Raw genomic sequence first — 17,233 nt, 5'->3', positions numbered from 1 at the left:
GCGTAGCATGACCTTTTAATTTTATTATGGTTCGTTGAATTATTTTAGGGGAAAGAAAGTACTGGTAAAATATAGAAATTGGAGAGGGAAAATATGATTACAGTAATTGTTAAAACAAAAGTCAACGATATGAATTATGATAAATATACACAATTAATGGGACAATTAGTCGCAGCATCACAAGCTGAAGCATCAAATATCAGCTATGAACATTATGAAAATGCGAATATCCCAAATGCCTTTGCGATTATTGAACAATGGAGTTGTGAAGAAGGCTTTGAAAATCATAAGAAATCTGATCATTTCCAAGTGTATTGGCAAGAAATCGTACAACTTTGTCTAGATGAGCCAGAAATTATTGTCTTTGATAACCAAGAAACACTCACAGAAAATTAAGCAACAAATAAGGCAGGGCATGACTTTAGTGCTATAATAGGACATAAATAGACAAAGACATAAAGATGTCTGTCATGTCAAATCAGTAAGGAGAATGAAGAGTATGATTTACCAACATGGAACTTTGGCGACGTTAATGGCTGGAATGCTTCAAGGCACAGTATCTGTAGATGAGATGCTTGAACAAGGAGATATGGGCATCGGTACATTGACAGGTTGCGACGGTGAAGTCATTTTTATTAACGGTAACGCTTATCACGCAGATGAATACGGCGGTTTCAGACACTTAGACGGTCATGAGATGTTGCCGTTTGCGACCATTACGAAATTTGACCCTACACAGGCATTTGAAGTGTTGAATGTTACAACTCAAGATGAATTGTACGATCAAATTATGGAACGTATGAAGAGCCGCAACTTATTCTCAGCAATCCGTATCACAGGCAGTTTCAATCATGTCCATGTACGTATGATGCCGAAACAAGAGCCGCCATATACGCGATTAATGGAATCAGTGAATCGCCAACCAGAACACCATTATGATTATTTAAATGGTACAATTGTCGGTTTCTTCACACCTGAACTGTTCCACGGTGTTGGCTCAGCAGGATTCCATTTACATTTCGTGGACCAAGACCGTACAGTAGGCGGCCATATTTTAGGCTTTGAATTAGAACGAGGCAGTGTAGAAATTTCTGATGCAGAAACGTTCGAGCAACACTTCCCAACTAAAGATGAAGCATTCTTAGAAGCAGATATTGATTACGAAAATATCGATGAAGAAATCAGAATGGCAGAATAAGCGAAACAACATCCTAACGTCAGGATATAATACGCGGGTATTATGTTCTGACGTTTTTTATTTTCATATAGGACATAACCATCTGGTAAGTTAAAAGATAGATGACTTTAATATTTGAGAGGAGAAATGGTATGGCGCACTATATCAAGTCGCTATTTAAATTTAATAAACACAATGTGAATTACAGTAAAGGAATAAGACAAGGCTTATTGATGCTGACACCGTTGCTGTTAGGATATCTGTTAGGTTACTTCCAATTTGGTTTATTAATAGCGACAGGGACATTGGCTAACATTTATGTCTTTGGCGGATCTGATAAATCTAAATTACGTATTTTATGGTGGTGTGCTGTCGGGTTTGCGTTATGTATTACATTTGGAACACTGACAGTTGCAACACCGTTGCTGTTTGGAATATTGTTGCTGCTTGTTACTGTCGTAGCATACTACATATTCAGTGCTTTAGAAATTCCTGGTCCTTCAGCAACTTTCTTCATTGTAACGTTTGCGTTACCGATTAACATGCCGATTGCGCCGGAACAAGCATTGACACGTGGTGTTTTTGTATTTATCGGCGGTATCTTTGCGTTAGCAGTTGTAGCAATACTGTTAAAATTACAAGAGAAAAATACACAAGAGCGTGCCATTGAAGCGGAGTATCAAAGCTTATTAAAACTTGTTAAAGAATACGCAGACAGTGAGAAATTCAAGAAAAATACTGAGCAGTTGGTTAATCAGTTTAAATCTACAGATAAACAGCTGATTACTTCTTTTACTTCTAATAAGAAACAATCTGAACAATTACATCGTTTATATTTACTGCATAATAACGCAGAAGGTATCTTTGCTGAATTGTTAGAGTTGAAGACTAAAGAAGTCGAAACATTACCAGATGTTTTAATTGAAATGATGCAGTATATTGAACGAAGTGTTTCTTCAAGGTTAGAAGAACAAGAAATCATGCAGTGGAGAGAAAAAATCGAGCTGCCGGTTAGCTTTCAACGTTTAGAAAAACAGATTTATCGTACAGATGAAATCTTACATAGTCCGACAGGTCAAATTGAATACGAAGCGAATCTAAGACAACCATTATACGGACAACAGTTAAAATATAACTTAACATTAGATTCACTCGTATTAATGAATACTTTACGTTACAGCATGATTATGGGTGCCGCTATCTTTATCGCGTTGATGTTTGATTTTGATAAAGCGTATTGGATTCCATTAACAGCACATACGATATTGATAGGGACGAATACGATTCATAGTATGGAACGTGCCGTTGCCAGAACAATTGGTACGTTTATCGGGGTCCTCTTATTGACCGTTATTTTATCCCTTCACCCGCATATGATTGTTAGTATTATTGTACTTGCGTTAAGTGCAACGATTACTGAAGTCATTATCGGTGCGAATTATGCGATAGCGATGATTTTCATTACAACGCAAGTCATTATGTTGAACGGCCTTGCATCAGGCAAGTTATCTATTTTAATTGCTTTACCAAGGGTTGTAGATGTAGTCATCGGTGTGATTATCGCAGTCATTGGTCTCTTAATACTAGGCAGAAAAAATGCATCGCAAACATTACCAGATGCGATTGCTGAAGTGGTTCGTTATGAAATGTCTTTCTTCTATTATGTCTTCTCAAGAAATGAACATTTAGCAAAACAAGCACCGAAGTTCAGTGAATTAAAATTACGTATCAAACTAAGCAATATGAATAGTATGTACCAAAACGCACATGGTGAGTTATTTGCGGATAGTACAAAAATCAGTGCGTATTATCCAATTATCTTTGCGTTAGAAGAAATCAGCTTTATGTTATCAAGAGCGCAAAACAATCCAAAACCGCAAACGATTGATGATGTCGTTATGGGTCAGTATTTAATTGCGTTTGAAGGTATCGCGACGCACTTTGAACAACATGTACCGCTTTATCAAGGCACAGGCTTACCTTCTTTACCGCAATATACGAATATTCGCACTGCACTGTTGAATATCCAACAATATGCACGTTTAAGAAATTCAGATAAGATTGGAGATCCTCAATAAGTGGTATAGCAATATTAAGTGATATTGAAGAGGAGGGCGTTATATGCCTTGGACATTAGATGATTATCCAAATACTTGGAAGAACTTAGATAAGTTAGAACGTAAGAAAGCGATTGATATCGGTAATGCGATGTTAAAAGATGGTTATGACGAAGGTACATTGATTCCGATTGCGACAAAACAAGCTGAAGAATGGTATAAAAATGCGTCAAAAGAAGAACTTGATGAGTTGAAAAATAAAAATATTACAAGTCATCAAAAAGATAAAGACGCGCGTCCGGAATTAAATGAAAATGATGTAGAAGTCTATAAAGAAGATAACGAGTGGAAAGTCAGAACGCATGGTGCGAAACAAGCTGCAGATAGTTATGATAAGAAAGAAGAAGCGGTTAAACGTGCCAATGAAATCGCAGATAACCGTGGCACAAAAGTACATGTGAAATCTTAAATTAAGTGTACGATAATGATTATTTAAAACAGGACTTGGGTATTTTAAAAGTACCGATTCACAGTATGCAATATAATAAGAAACTGAGCGCGTTGCATAGTGAATCAAGGGAGCAACAGATACGTTATTATAGAAGAAAGCCTCTTAACAAATTGCGTTAAGAGGCTTTCGTTTGTCTAATATACTGTTGTTTATGCTTGTGTGATTTGCCATCCATAAGGTTCTGGTAGTTGAGACCAATCTTGATCGTATTCTTCTGTTGTTAGTAAGCATTCATCTAATGATTTTGTTAATGCTTCTTGGTCTAAGTCTGTACCGATAATCACAAATTGTGTATGGCGGTCGCCAAACTCAGGATCCCAGTTTTCACGCACATCTTCACGTTCATGCAAGATTTCACGTTGTTGTGCTTCAGACATTGCCGCAACCCAGAAAGTAACAGGATGGATAGAGACTGAAGAACCTGCTTGTGACATTAAGCACGCCACATGATTATATTGTGCTAACCAAACAATACCCTTAGCACGTACAATTGTATTAGGCATATTTTCTAACCACTTATGGAAACGTTCTGCGTGGAATGGCATACGACGTTCATATACAAATGAAGAAATACCGTATTCTTCTGTTTCTGGTGTATGTGTCGCATGGCCGCCTTCTGTTAATTCTTGAAGCCAGCCTGCAGAGTTTGATGCAGCTTCAAAGTCGAATAAGCCAGTGTTTAACACATCGCTCAGCTCAACCACTGAGTTTTGTGTACGGATGAATTTCGCAGTTGGTTGTAATTTGCGTAAAATACCTTCTAGTTTGTTTAATTCTTCTTCTGAAACTAAGTCTGTTTTGTTTAAGACTAAGATGTCACAGAATTCGACTTGGTCGATTAATAAGTCAGCGATAGTACGTTCATCTTCTTCACTTGTACCTTGATCACGGTCAACTAATAAATCTTCTGATTTGATGTCGTTGATGAAGCGGTTCGCATCAACAACAGTAACCATTGTGTCTAAACGGCAGATGCTTGTTAAATCGATACCAAGTTCTTCATCGATATATGAGAATGTTTGTGCGACAGGTACAGGTTCAGAAATTCCTGTTGATTCAATCACGATTTGATCAATGCCGCCACGTTTAACAATATTTTCAACTTCTTTTAATAAGTCTTCACGTAATGTACAGCAGATACAACCGTTAGAAAGTTCTACTAATTTTTCATCAGTACGTGAAATGCCCCCGCCTTCAATTACTAAGTCTTTATCAATATTCACTTCACTCATGTCATTAACAATGACCGCAATGCGTAAGCCTTCTCTATTTTGTAAGATATGGTTTAATAAAGTTGTTTTACCTGAACCAAGGTACCCACTCAGTACCGTTACTGGTATTTTAGCCATAAATAAATCCTCCTATTTATATATACACGCGTTTAATCGTAATTATTACGATTTATATTGTATAGAAAAAAAGAACGGTGCGCAAGGTGATGAACCTAAACTATGAATGTTTAAAAATAAAGAATTGTCTATTAAATATGCAGAGACTCGTTTTGTATCTTTTGAAAATTTATGCGCAAATATTCGTTTGTGAATTACAAATAATTAATTTTAACTACAAACTTCGTTATAATAAAGATGTCTGAAGAACGGGGGATTATTATGTATGTAGAGAGAAGAGAAACACTTAACCTTAATGCGCTTAAGGAAGATTTAAAACGTAATATCACAAAGTTTCAAGAACAAAATTATCGAATTGAAGAGCTCGTGGACTTTGTAAGCTTACATCATTTGTATGCATCAGCGTTAGAAGAAGTCAGTACGAAGTTGAGTATTTTAGATAATGACTTCCAAATCTTATATGAACATAATCCAATTCATCATATGGAACGACGTGTTAAAGAAATCAGCAGTTTAGTACGTAAGCTGGAAACAAGGGGATTGCCAGTAACGACTGACTCTGCACGTCAAAATATTACAGATATCGCTGGAATTCGTGTGGTATGTAATTATTTGGAAGATATTGAAGTCGTAGCTTCTTTATTATTAAGACAAGCTGATGTTAAATTATTAAAACGTAAAGATTATATAGAAAATCCTAAAGAGAATGGCTATCGCAGTTTACATCTTGTAGTATCAATACCGGTGTTCTTAACAGATACGGTTGAGTATGTACCAGTCGAAATTCAAATCCGTACGATTGGTATGGATATGTGGGCCAGCCTTGAACATAAATTACGTTATAAAAATGCGACAAATACAGAAGTTTATAAAGATACATTAAAAGAATGTGCTAAAGAGATCGAAACAGTAGAGTATAAGTTGCAGAAAATGCATGGAGACATTTTAAAACAGGTCAGCCATGAAGATTAATCGGAAAGAAGTTGAGTCTATGAAGATTCAACTTCTTTTTTTATGAAAAAATAAATGTAATGTACACAGAGATACTCAGATGGTTGGTAAATTAGTTATTTGGTATATTTAACCGAAAAAATCCAAAAAAACTTAAAAAACTTTGAAAAATGCATATTTAGTACTTGATTTATGCATAAATATGCGTTATAATTACATATGTAAGGTTGATAGAGGCGATAACTAAAGGAATTAAGTTATTTGACTTTAATTGACCAAATAATAATTATACAAATTTTAACTTGAAAACAAGACATGAAATTGCAAGGACACAATAGATAATGTAGAAGTAGAGAAATAAAAAGAACATGTAATATTAAAGTGTTTTGAATTTTTGACAAGGTGGGTATATTTGAAATGTAAGAAGTAGTTTATCTTGTCAACTAATTGAATATCCGAATTTAAAGCACTTATCTGTTAATAATATGACATGCACAGCGAAAAAAGTATTGTGTACTTGCCACAGGAAATAACATAAATGGAAGTGTAAAACAGTTATTTTAAGTCAGACAGAGATTCTTAAAATAATGGAGTTTTACCAATTAACGGAGGTTATGAATATATGAATAACGGATTTTTCGGAAATGAATTTGACTCAATTTTTAGAAGAATGATGCAAGATATGCAAAATGCAGATGGAAATAAAAAATATTATATTAATGGTCGTGAAGTATCACCTGAACAATTACAAGCATTACAACAACATCAAGGTGGTCACCCTTCACAACAAGTACAAAGTGCACAACCAGGACAAGCTGGCGGTGGACAAGGCGGCGAAGACTACTTAGAAAAAGTAGGCCGTAACTTAACTGAAGAAGCAAGACAAGGCTTATTAGATCCAGTAATCGGACGTGACAAAGAAGTTCAAGATACTGCAGAAGTATTAAGCCGTCGTAATAAAAACAACCCAATCTTAGTCGGTGAAGCTGGTGTAGGTAAATCAGCAATCGTTGAAGGATTGGCACAAGCAATTGTGAAAGGTAATGTACCAGCAGCAATTAAAGATAAAGAAATTATCTCAGTAAACATTTCTTCATTAGAAGCAGGTACTCAATACCGTGGTGCTTTCGAAGAAAACATCCAACAATTGTTAGACAGCGTTAAAGAAAGAAAAAATGTCATCTTATTCTTTGACGAAATTCACCAAATCATTGGATCAGGTTCTACTGGCGGAGATTCAGGCAGCAAAGGCTTATCTGATATTATCAAACCAGCATTGAGCCGTGGTGAAATTTCAGTTATCGGTGCAACTACTCAAGACGAATATAGAAACAACATCTTGAAAGACCCAGCTTTAGCACGTCGTTTCAACGAAGTAGTTGTTAAAGAACCATCAGCACAAGATACAATCAAAATCTTAGAAGGTGTTCGTGAAAAATTCGAAGAACACCACAATGTAACATTACCTGATGATGTATTGAAAGCTTGTGTAGACTTATCTATCCAATACGTGCCACAACGTTTATTACCGGATAAAGCATTAGATATCTTAGATATCACAGCTGCACACTTAGCTGCACAAAATCCTGTAGTAGACAAAGTGGAAGTTGAAAAAGAAATTAAAGAATTAGAAGATAAAAAATCTAAAGCAGTCAGCGAAGAAGCTTATTCTGATGCAGACAAATATCAAAAAGAAATCAAAGAATTACAAGACAGACTTGAATCAGGTCATGGTGAAGGTTCAACAGCAACTGTTCAAGATGTAGCAGACACTGTAGAACGTATGACTGGTATTCCGGTATCACAAATGGACGACAATGATATTGCTCGTTTGAAAAACATTTCTAAACGACTAAAAAGCAAAATCATTGGTCAAGATAAAGCGGTAGATATGGTAGCTCGTGCCATCCGTCGTAACCGTGCAGGTTTCGATGAAGGTAACAGACCAATCGGTAGCTTCTTATTCGTAGGTCCTACTGGTGTAGGTAAAACTGAATTAGCAAAACAATTATCAATCGACTTATTCGGTAATAAAGAAGCGCTTATTAAATTAGACATGAGTGAATACATGGACCGTACAGCTGTATCTAAATTGATTGGTACATCTGCTGGTTATGTAGGTTATGATGATAACTCTAATACTTTAACTGAAAAAGTTAGACGTAACCCTTACTCAGTCATCTTATTCGATGAAATCGAAAAAGCGAACCCACAAATCTTAACTTTATTACTACAAGTGATGGATGACGGTAACTTAACAGACGGTCAAGGTAATGTCGTGAACTTCAAAAATACAATCATCATCTGTACTTCAAACGCAGGTTTCGGTGATGAAGATGAAAAAGATCGCGAAGCATTAATGGACGACCTTAAAAAATTCTTCCGTCCAGAATTCCTTAACCGCTTCAACGGTATCGTAGAATTCGTTCATTTAGACAAAGATGCATTACAAGATATCATCAACTTATTATTAGATGATGTTGCTGATACACTTGATAAAAAAGGTATCTCACTTGAAGTAAGCCAAGATGCTAAAGATTGGTTAATTGATCAAGGTTACGATGCAGAACTTGGTGCACGTCCATTACGTCGTGTGGTTGAAAGAGAAATTCGTGATCGTATCACAGACTACTACCTAGAACACACAGATGTGAAAGATATCGAAGTAACACTTGATGGCGATGACATCTTAATCAACGGTGAAAAAGTAGATTCTCTATAATCCATCACGATTGAATAATTAAATCACATTTAAATTTCACGCTCTCATCTATAGAAATATGGATGAGGGCTTTTTTATTACTTTTTTTGTAAGCGATTGCAATCTTCGAAACTTTGTATTAATATACTTGTATACAAGTATGTAGAACGAAAAGAGGTGCGTGATGGAAAAACAATATCCGAAACAATGGTTAGCGAATATGACAACAGGGGAAACAGTTGCGGCTGAGTTACGTTTGAAGATTATCAATGGTGAATTGACATCAGACGATGCATTGACTGAAAATCAAGTCGCTAAACAATTCAATGTCAGTCGTTCTCCTGTGCGTGATGCGTTTAAATTATTGAAACAAGATCAATTGATTCGTTTAGAACGTATGGGGGCAGATGTCTTAACATTTGGAGAAGCTGAACGTCGTGAAGTGTATGATTTACGCATTATGATGGAATCTTTTGCGTTTGCGCGTATTAAAGATGAAGAACGTGCAGCGTTAGCTAAAACTATGCGTAAGCATTTAGAGATGATGAAAGTAGCGGTACAGTTTGAAGATGCAGAATCTTTTACTGAACATGATATTTTGTTCCATGAAGTGTTAATTCATGCGACGAAGCACCGTTATTTACTCAGCAGCTGGAATAATATTAAACCTATTTTATTGTGTTTAATCTTGTTGTCGATGCGAGAGAGAATGCAGACGGACCCTGATGATTTTGAAAGAATTCATGCCAACCACGAAGTATACGCACAAGCCGTTGAACATAACGATACGACATTATTACGCGATGCATTCCATCGTAATTTTGATGATGTCGGAGATTATATCAGCGCATTATTTTTAGAGAAGAAATAAGGAGGTCAAACCATGCAGTATATGATTGGAGTCGATATTGGCACAACGAGTACGAAAGCTGTTCTTTATGATGAAAATGGTCAATATTTGTTAAAACATAATATTGGTTACGACATGCAGACGCCAGATGTCGATACCTCTGAAGAAAATCCAGATGAAATCTTTGATGCCGTTTTAATGACGATTAAAGCAGTCATACGAGAAGGCAAAGTAGGACCAGATGATGTGAAGTTAATCGCATTCAGTGCACAAATGCATAGTTTAATTGCGATGGGCAACGAACAAAAACCATTAACACAAAGTATTACTTGGGCTGATAATCGCGCAAGTCGTCATGCTGAAGAAATTCGTCAACAACATCACGGACACGAAATCTATAAACGTACAGGGACACCGATTCATCCAATGTCTCCGTTATCTAAAATCTATTGGTTGAAAGATGAGCATCCAGAGATTTATCAACAAGCGACAAAATATATTGATATTAAAAGTTATGTCTTATACCAACTTTATGGACGCTATGTGATGGACCATTCTATCGCTTCAGCAACAGGTATGATGGACCTTGAAACATTGACATGGGATAAACCAGCATTAGATTTGCTTGGGATTACACCAGAACAATTACCAGAACTTGTGCCGACAACATATATCTTAAAAGGAATGAAACAACGCTATGCGACACTATTAGGTTTAAACAAAGAAATACCTGTAGTTATCGGCGCAAGTGATGGCGTATTGTCAAACTTAGGTGTGAACAGCTTCAAGAAAGGCGAAGTAGCGGTTACTATCGGTACATCAGGTGCGATTCGTACTGTGATTGATCATCCAAGAACAGATGAGAAAGAACGTATTTTCTGTTATGTCTTAGATGAAGGACAGTATGTGATTGGAGGTCCAGTAAATAATGGCGGTATTATTTTACGTTGGTTGCGTGATGAATTGCTTGCGAGTGAGGTAGAAACAGCGAAACGTCTTGGTGTCGATCCTTATGATGTTTTGACAAAAATCGCAAGCCGTGTAGAACCAGGTGCGAAAGGTCTGATTTTCCATCCTTATCTTGCAGGTGAACGTGCACCTTTATGGAATGCGGATGCAAGAGGTTCGTACTTTGGTTTAACGTTATCACACCAAAAAGAACATATGATTCGTGCAGCACTTGAAGGTATTTTATACAATCTGTATACCGTTTATCTTGCGTTAATTGAGATGATGGGTGAAACACCAACGGCCATTAAGGCAACAGGTGGTTTTGCGAAAAGTGAAATGTGGCGCCAAATGATGTCGGATATTTTTGACACGGATTTAATTGTACCTGAAAGTTATGAGAGCTCTTCTCTTGGTGCGTGTGTTCTAGGACTGAAAGCATTAGGAGAAATTGAAGACTTTTCAATTATCGAAGACATGGTCGGAACAACACATGCACATCAACCGAACCAAGAAGCGGTAGAGATTTATCAGCAATTGATTAGTATTTATATTGATTTGAGTCGTAGTTTGGCTCCGCAATATCGTAAGATCGCAGATTTCCAAAGAAAACATTTATAAAAACAAAAAGCCATGAGCCACTGAGAAAAAGCAGTTGAAGTGTCTACCCATAATTATTAAGCACTTCGGCTTTTTCTTTGACTACTGATGTAAACGCTGTCAGTATAGGTGCTCATGAGGAAAGCGAGGAAAAGTTATGTTTACAGAAATTTGGCCGTTAATCACGGTGGTCATTGGTATTTTAATTTTATTAGCACTCATTATTGTATTGAAGTTGAACACATTTATTTCCTTAATTATTACATCAATGGTCACTGCGTTGATGTTAGGTATGCCGTTAGATAAAGTCGTTGAAACCGTCGAAAAAGGTATGGGCAGCACGCTCGGACATATCGCAATTATCTTCGGTTTAGGTGCAATCTTAGGTAAGTTGCTCTCTGATGGTGGCGGTGCAACACGTATCGCAGATACCTTAATTGATAAATTTGGAGAGAAACATGTCCAATGGGCAATGGTTGTCGCTGCCTTTGTGATCGGGATTGCGTTGTTCTTCGAAGTTGGACTTGTACTATTAGTTCCTTTAGTCTTTACTCTAGCAAAACGTACGAAAGTATCTCCACTTAAAATAGGATTGCCGATGATTACTGCGTTATCTGTGACGCATGGCTTCTTGCCACCGCATCCTGGCCCAGTCGTTATCGCAAAAGAATTACATGCTTCATTAGGTGAAGTATTATTATATGGTTTCATTATCGCGATTCCAGTTACGATTATTGCAGGTCCGGTATTCGGTAAAATTGCACAAAAATTAACACCGACTGCTTATACAAGAGAAGGTGACATTTCATCATTAGGTGCACAAAAAGAATTTAAAGACTCAGAGATGCCGGGCTTTGGTATCAGTGTGTTAACTGCGACACTTCCTGTTATTTTGATGTTAATCGCTACAGTTGTTCAATTGATTACAGGGAATGTAGACAATTCTAAAAATGCGTTTATCGGTATTATCAACTTTATCGGCACAGCTGATACAGCGATGTTGATCGCGGTACTCTTTGCGATGGTTACAATGGGTATCCGACAAGGCCGCAACAACAAAGCGATTATGCAGTCTGTAACAGATGCGATTTATCCGATCGGTATGATGATCTTGATTATCGGTGGCGGCGGTACGTTTAAACAAGTACTGATTGATGGCGGTGTCGGTGATACAATTGCGAAGATGTTCGAAGGCTCAACGATGTCTCCGATTTTACTGGCATGGATTGTTGCGGCAGTTCTACGTCTTGCGTTAGGTTCTGCGACAGTTGCGGCAATTTCAACAACAGGTATTGTATTACCGTTGCTTCAAGCCAGTGATGTCAATGTCGCATTAGTTGTGCTTGCGATTGGTGCCGGTAGTGTAATTTTATCTCACGTTAACGATGCAGGATTCTGGATGTTTAAAGAGTACTTCGGCTTAACAATTAAAGAAACATTCTTAACTTGGTCATTACTTGAAACGATTATTTCTGTTTCAGGACTTATCTTTATTTTATTCTTAAGTTTATTTGTATAGATTTAGAACGCACGTGTCTTTCATTAGATGCGTGCTTTTTTGTTATAGTAAAGATGAAGAGGTGAAGACCATGACACGCATTGTGATAATAGAAGATATTTCGCTTACCGCAAAATACATATTAGAGACTTTGAATCCGGGACACTATGAAATTGTTGTTGTATATGATTCAAATCGAGAACCTGATCAATACCCAGGTATAATTTATCAACCAATGGATTATTTAGACTTAGCACATTGGCAGAAATACATAGAAAAAGAAGATATCGTGCTGATGAATGCATTGCCTGAAATGTTTGGAGATGGTTTGTGGCATGGTAAGCCTCATGTCCTACGTCAATTAATTAAAGATTATGTATGTGCGGCTGGACCACTTGAAGTGATTGAGTATCATGACATTATCGCATATCAAAAAGTGAAGACGAAACAAGCTGCGTCACTTCAACAAATGTCGGTATCTCAAGACTATACAGCTCATCAAAGTATTATTGCTTATGCGCATTACTTAAAGAAAATGTCTTTGGGTCTTATTCAAGTGAAAGGACAACCTGAACGCTTTGATATTCACTTACTCAATATGAAACGTCCTTTGATTGCGATGAAGCAAGTGCCATTAACACATGGTGTCAAACTTACGCTTCAAGCAAACAGCTTGTTGTATCAACCTAAAAGTAACGCCTCAGCTTTTTATTTTATTCAAAAGCAACAATCGCTTTATACCTGTTTAACGCATTTTACGCCGTGTTTACCTTGGCGCGTTTATCAATCTACACAAGCAGTGATACATGAATGGGTGATGCGAGGATTTCGCAGTTATTTAAGACGCTTAAATCAGGGTAACGAGAAGTGAAACAAACATAAAACAAACAATCACATTTAGAAAGGAAGAGGAACATGGAACGTCGCTTATTTGAATTGTTGAAATGGTTAGTGGAACATTCTACAGAAAGTCCACCAGCACGTAATACAGATCCGTTGCAAATAGAAATACAGAATTACTTAGAAGGATTAGGCTTTGAAGTCAAACGTGAGCCTTTATATGAGAATGACAGTATAGTGGTTGGTGTATTAGCGGGTGAAAATAAGGATGCACCGAAGTTGATATTAAACGGTCATGTAGATGTCGCAAATGTAGAAGATCCTAAACATTGGCAATATCCGCCATTTAAATTAACTGAAGTAGATGATGCAGTGTATGGTCGAGGTGTCAGTGATATGAAAGGCGGCATGGCTTCGCTCTTTTATGTCTTAGAACAACTGCACGCACAAGGATTAAAACCAGAAGGTGACATCATTGTACAATCGGTTGTGGGAGAAGAAGTCGGAGAAGCAGGTACTAAGACGGCATGTGAATTAAGTCCTAAAGCTGACTTGGCATTAGTATTAGATACAAGTGATTCACAAGCGTTAGGGCAAGGTGGCGTGATTACCGGCTGGATTACAATTCAAAGTAAAACAACAATTCATGATGGTGCACGCAGCCAAATGGTACATGCAGGCGGTGGCCTGCATGGAGCGAGTGCGATTGAAAAGATGGCTAAAATCATTACAGCGTTAAAAGAGCTAGAACAACATTGGGCAGTTATGAAATATTATCCAGATATGCCTGCAGGTGCTAATACGATTAATCCAGCGGTTATTGAAGGCGGTCGAAATCCTGCCTTTATCGCAGATACTTGTCGTTTATGGATCACAGTTCATTTCTTACCGGATGAAGATTATCATGAAGTGATTAAAGAAGTTGAAGCGTATTTAAATCGTGTGACTGAAGCGGACGTCTGGTTAAAAGATAATCCACTTCAATTTGAATGGGGCGGTACTTCTATGATTGAAGACCAAGGTGAAATCTTCCCAAGCTTCACACTGCCAGTAGAACATGAAGGTTTCAAAACCTTAGCAAAAGCCCATGAAACCATTCATCACACACCGCTTGAGACAGGCATGTCCACAACAGTGACAGATGGTGGTTGGCTTGATGATTACGGTATTCCGACGATATTGTATGGTCCGGGATTATTAACAGAAGCACATAGTGTGGATGAGAAAATCAATAAACAAGATCTAACGGAGTATAGTGCGGTATTATTGGAATTCTTAAAAGATTGGTATCAACATCCTCAGTCAGCATCAACCATGAAAAAGCAGTAGGCAGAAGAAAATGGAAAATAGAAATGAATAAATGAAAAGACCCGCGGCTTGCGGGTCTTTGCTTATTTCTCACACTTTATTGATATGCGACTTATCTTAAGATTTAAATGTATTTTTTAAACGTGAAATCCAATTACGTCTTGGTTGAGACGTACCCTTGGGACGCGCCTCAGTAAATGGTGTTTTGTGTTTGATAGCTTTCGCTAATTCAACTGCTTGATGCATCAAGTAAAGTTGTGAATTTAAAGGCAGTTGATTGTTGTTAACGTAATGGTAGACGCCATTCTTATCTTGATAACGACCTTTTTGGTTATCAGATAATTGTAAGTTCACAAAGTTTAATAAGCGTTCTCTGATTTTCGCATCATGAACAGGGAATAAAATTTCTACACGTTTAATCATGTTACGTGTCATCGCATCTGCAGATGATAAATAGATTTTTTCATCTCCATTGTTATGGAAGTAGTAGATACGAGAATGTTCTAAGAAACGACCTACAATACTTACAACTTCAATATTGTCGCTCACGCCTGGAACACCAGGTTTCAAGCAGCAGATACCACGGATAATCAATTGAATTTTAACACCTGCTTGTGATGCTTCAAATAACTTTTTGATAATCGTTTTATCTGTTAAAGAGTTCATTTTCATAATGATATGACCATTGCCATATTCTTGATGATTTTTGATTTCAGTTTCGATACGTTCTACGAATACATCACGAATATCAAACGGTGCTACAATCAATTCATTGTAGTGAGGTTTGATTGAATAACCGCTTAAGTAATTGAAGAAGTTAATCGCATCTTCAGCAATACCTTTATGTGTTGTGATGATACCCATATCTGTATAGATTTCCGCTGTTTTATCGTTATAGTTACCAGTACCTAAGTGTACAAATGGTACAAGACGACCTTTTAAGCGTTTAACCACTAATGTAATTTTACTGTGTGTTTTCAGATGTGTCATACCATAAATTACATGACAACCTGCATCTTCTAACATACGTGCCCAATGGACGTTGTTTTCTTCATCGAAGCGGGCTTTCAATTCAACAAGAACAGTGACTTGTTTACCTTGTTCCGCCGCATATTTCAAACTTTTGATAATCGGTGAATCTTTGCTGACACGATACAATGTTTGTTTAATCGCGATTGTATCAGGATCTTCAGCAGCTTCACGGATGAAGTCGACAATCGGTTCAAATGATTCGTATGGGTGATGGAAGAAAATGTCACGTTTTAACGCTAAATCATAGACATCATTGTAACCTAATGATTCAGGAATTTGTGGTGTATAACGGTCATAACGTAAGTTTGGCAGTTGTGGTGTTAAATAACCAACTAAACCAAATACCATTGTTAAATCTAATGGGCCATCCACAAAGTAAACATCATCGTCATGAATTTCTAATTGTTCTTTTAGACCTTCAATGTCTAATTCATTTGTATTACGTGAATCAACTTCTAGACGTACAGCTGAACCGCTTTTACGCATTTTCAAGAAACGTTCGATTTCGATTAATAAATCTTCAGCACCGTCTTCATGAATCGTTAAGTCAGCATTACGTGTAATACGGAATGTGAAAGTTTTTCTGATGTCATAGCCTTGGAAGAGGAATTCAATGAAATAATCGATAACATCCTCAACCATTAAAACGTATTGTTTATCTTCATCTTTTAAAATCATGAAACGATCAATTAGTGATGGAATTTGAACAATTGCTGTATTTGTTGTTTCATCAGTATCTAATTCTACAAAGATATTCAAACTTTTATTAACAAGCTTCGGGAATGGATGATATGCATCAATGCCCAGTGGTGTTAACGTCGGTAAAATATTATTTTTGAATTCTTGTTCTAATTCATTTTGTAACGTTTCATTTAAATCTTGTGGTTTGGTAGTAATCACATTATATTCGCGTAAACGATTCGTCAATTCGTTATAGCGTTCGTACTGTAAATCAACAAGTGGCGTATTTTTTTCTTTTATAGCAGCCAGTTGTTGTCTAGGTGTCATTTGAGATTTGTTCTCGGGTTTGTTGAAGTTCATTTTAACTTGGTCTTGCAGCCCAGCTACGCGGACCATAAAGAACTCGTCTAAGTTAGATGCGAAAATCGCAATAAAATTTAATTGTTCTAATAAAGGATTTGTTTTGTCGCTCGCTTCTTGTAAGACACGATAGTTGAAGTCGAGCCAGCTTAATTCTCGGTTATTGTAAAACTCTGGTTTGTTGAGATCTTTTTCAACGACTTGATTTTCCATAATGACCACCCCATGGTAAGTAAATAGACTTTATTTAAATAAAAAAATTGAAATGACTATGTTCTGTGATGTCATTCAGAGATGTCAGTAATTGCAATTTAAATTTTATATTGAACGCTCAAGTGCAACTTGTTGTATAACTTATTTCATTGTATAC

At 36.8% G+C, this 17,233-nt stretch carries 12 protein-coding genes and 1 pseudogene; 11 read left to right on the top strand and 2 right to left on the bottom strand.

Annotated elements, in window-relative coordinates; translation table 11 throughout:
• Positions 1-93: 93 nt before the first annotated feature.
• The 4 genes from HMPREF2937_RS08530 to HMPREF2937_RS08515 all read left to right on the top strand — a co-directional run bounded on the left by HMPREF2937_RS08530 (position 94) and on the right by HMPREF2937_RS08515 (position 3,703).
• A complete protein-coding gene (locus HMPREF2937_RS08530) occupies positions 94-396 on the top strand; it encodes a putative quinol monooxygenase (RefSeq protein ID WP_002479797.1) in 303 nt (100 codons plus the stop codon).
• Between the two features lie 94 nt (positions 397-490).
• Positions 491-1,198 (top strand): acetolactate decarboxylase, encoded by a 708-nt coding sequence (gene budA / locus HMPREF2937_RS08525; protein ID WP_031262481.1) that lies wholly within the window; start codon positions 491-493, stop codon positions 1,196-1,198.
• A 131-nt stretch (positions 1,199-1,329) separates the two neighbouring features.
• Positions 1,330-3,255 carry an FUSC family protein gene (locus tag HMPREF2937_RS08520; RefSeq protein WP_002479795.1) on the top strand — a complete coding sequence of 642 codons (1,926 nt, stop codon included), beginning with the start codon at positions 1,330-1,332 and terminating at the stop codon, positions 3,253-3,255.
• A 43-nt stretch (positions 3,256-3,298) separates the two neighbouring features.
• Entirely contained in the window at positions 3,299-3,703 is a 405-nt protein-coding gene (locus tag HMPREF2937_RS08515; RefSeq protein WP_002479794.1) for a DUF2188 domain-containing protein, read from the top strand.
• 191 nt (positions 3,704-3,894) lie between these two features.
• Here HMPREF2937_RS08515 and HMPREF2937_RS08510 read toward each other — a convergent pair whose 3' ends face one another.
• A complete protein-coding gene (locus HMPREF2937_RS08510) occupies positions 3,895-5,094 on the bottom strand; it encodes a GTP-binding protein (RefSeq protein ID WP_070864387.1) in 1,200 nt (399 codons plus the stop codon).
• Positions 5,095-5,355: 261 nt separating this feature from the next.
• Here HMPREF2937_RS08510 and HMPREF2937_RS08505 point away from each other — a divergent pair, with 261 nt between their 5' ends.
• The 7 genes and pseudogenes from HMPREF2937_RS08505 to HMPREF2937_RS08475 form a co-directional block, all read left to right on the top strand.
• Entirely contained in the window at positions 5,356-6,066 is a 711-nt protein-coding gene (locus tag HMPREF2937_RS08505; RefSeq protein WP_002479792.1) for a GTP pyrophosphokinase, read from the top strand.
• 601 nt (positions 6,067-6,667) lie between these two features.
• The gene (locus tag HMPREF2937_RS08500) at positions 6,668-8,767 is read left to right on the top strand and encodes an AAA family ATPase (protein ID WP_002479791.1); all 2,100 of its coding nucleotides are present in this window, start codon (positions 6,668-6,670) and stop codon (positions 8,765-8,767) included.
• A gap of 163 nt (positions 8,768-8,930) precedes the next feature.
• Positions 8,931-9,617: a GntR family transcriptional regulator gene (locus HMPREF2937_RS08495; RefSeq protein WP_070864386.1), complete on the top strand. Its 687-nt coding sequence runs from the start codon at positions 8,931-8,933 to the stop codon at positions 9,615-9,617.
• 12 nt (positions 9,618-9,629) lie between these two features.
• Positions 9,630-11,165: a gluconokinase gene (gene gntK, locus HMPREF2937_RS08490; RefSeq protein ID WP_070864385.1), complete on the top strand. Its 1,536-nt coding sequence runs from the start codon at positions 9,630-9,632 to the stop codon at positions 11,163-11,165.
• Between the two features lie 136 nt (positions 11,166-11,301).
• On the top strand, positions 11,302-12,663 hold the full coding sequence (locus HMPREF2937_RS08485) for a gluconate:H+ symporter (RefSeq protein ID WP_002479788.1): 1,362 nt from the start codon (positions 11,302-11,304) through the stop codon (positions 12,661-12,663).
• A 70-nt stretch (positions 12,664-12,733) separates the two neighbouring features.
• Positions 12,734-13,513, top strand: coding sequence for a hypothetical protein (locus tag HMPREF2937_RS08480; RefSeq protein WP_070864384.1), 780 nt, complete (start codon positions 12,734-12,736; stop codon positions 13,511-13,513).
• Positions 13,514-13,554: 41 nt separating this feature from the next.
• Positions 13,555-14,811 (top strand): annotated as a pseudogene (locus HMPREF2937_RS08475) (acetylornithine deacetylase); the annotation flags it as partial.
• A gap of 96 nt (positions 14,812-14,907) precedes the next feature.
• On the opposite strand, the gene HMPREF2937_RS08470 reads toward HMPREF2937_RS08475, so the two are convergent.
• Positions 14,908-17,076 (bottom strand): RNA degradosome polyphosphate kinase, encoded by a 2,169-nt coding sequence (locus HMPREF2937_RS08470; RefSeq protein WP_070864382.1) that lies wholly within the window; start codon positions 17,074-17,076, stop codon positions 14,908-14,910.
• Between the last annotated feature and the right edge of the window lie 157 nt (positions 17,077-17,233).

The organism is Staphylococcus sp. HMSC061G12 (assembly GCF_001838465.1).
Lineage (GTDB): Bacteria > Bacillota > Bacilli > Staphylococcales > Staphylococcaceae > Staphylococcus > Staphylococcus simulans.
This window is presented reverse-complemented; position numbering and strand designations above follow the sequence as displayed.